General features: G+C 63.6%; 1 protein-coding gene. It reads left to right on the top strand.

Features of this window, described 5'->3' with window-relative positions:
- Nucleotides 1–235 precede the first annotated feature (235 nt).
- On the top strand, nt 236–1,023 hold a 788-nt coding region (locus ACFRAQ_RS36865; protein ID WP_379107756.1), incomplete at its 3' end, for a transposase.

Here is a 1,023-nt window from a genome sequence, read left to right as displayed (position 1 = left end):
TCGGCTAGTTAGAGACTGGTGTCAGGATCGGATCCCGGCCAGGATTTGATCCAGGTGCCCGGTGGGAGGCTCCCAATATTCGGCTGCCCGCTGTCTGTATTGGCGTGGCTCTCTAATGGCTTGCCTCCCAGCGGGTGCCGTGCAGGGAGTGGCTGAAGAGGGGTCTGCCCCACGCTCGAACTAGCGGTGCCCTCCCGCACGGACGCCACTGAGTCGACCTCGGGAGGAACCAGCGATGACCGTCATCATCGGAATGGATCCACACAAACGCTCGGCCACCATCGAAGTCATCGACCCGACCGGCCGCGTTCTGGCCACCGGTCGATACGGCACCGATGCCACCGGGTATGCGGAACTACGAACCGCTACACAGTCATTCGCTGATCGGGTCTGGGCGGTCGAGGGCTGCAACGGCATCGGCCGGCACCTGGCACACCGTCTCGTCCACGACGGGGAAATCGTCATCGACGTGCCCGCGAAACTCTCGGCACAAGTGCGGGTCTTCGCCTCGGGAAACGGTCGCAAAACCGATCCGGTCGACGCGCACTCGGTTGCGCTGGCGGCCTTGCACGCACCGAATCTGCGTCGTGTCACCGCCGATCCGGACCTGATCGCTCTGGGCATGCTCGCGGACCGTCGTGATGAGCTCGGTCGCGCCCGCACCGAAACCTTATGTCGCCTGCACAGGCTCCTGCTCGAACTGATTCCTGGTGGCGCCAAAACATTTCTCTCCTCTCACCAAGCCCGCGCTCTGATCGCGGCGATCAGTCCGCAGGATGCGGCCGCTCGAGTCCGGTTGCGGCTCGTCGTCGAACTGATCGAGGACCTCGAGACAACCGACCGCAAGATAAGGTCCGCGGACAAGGAACTGCGGCAACTGGTCCTCGATCGCGGCTCGACACTCATGGACCTGCATGGCATCGGACCCTCCAGCGCGGCAAGACTTTTGGCTGATACTGGTGACATTCACCGGTTCGGGAACCGGGATCGGTTCGCGTCCTGGAACGGCACCGCACCCCTGGA

The organism is Nocardia sp. NPDC056611 (genome assembly GCF_042792755.1).
Lineage (GTDB): Bacteria > Actinomycetota > Actinomycetes > Mycobacteriales > Mycobacteriaceae > Nocardia.
This window is presented reverse-complemented; position numbering and strand designations above follow the sequence as displayed.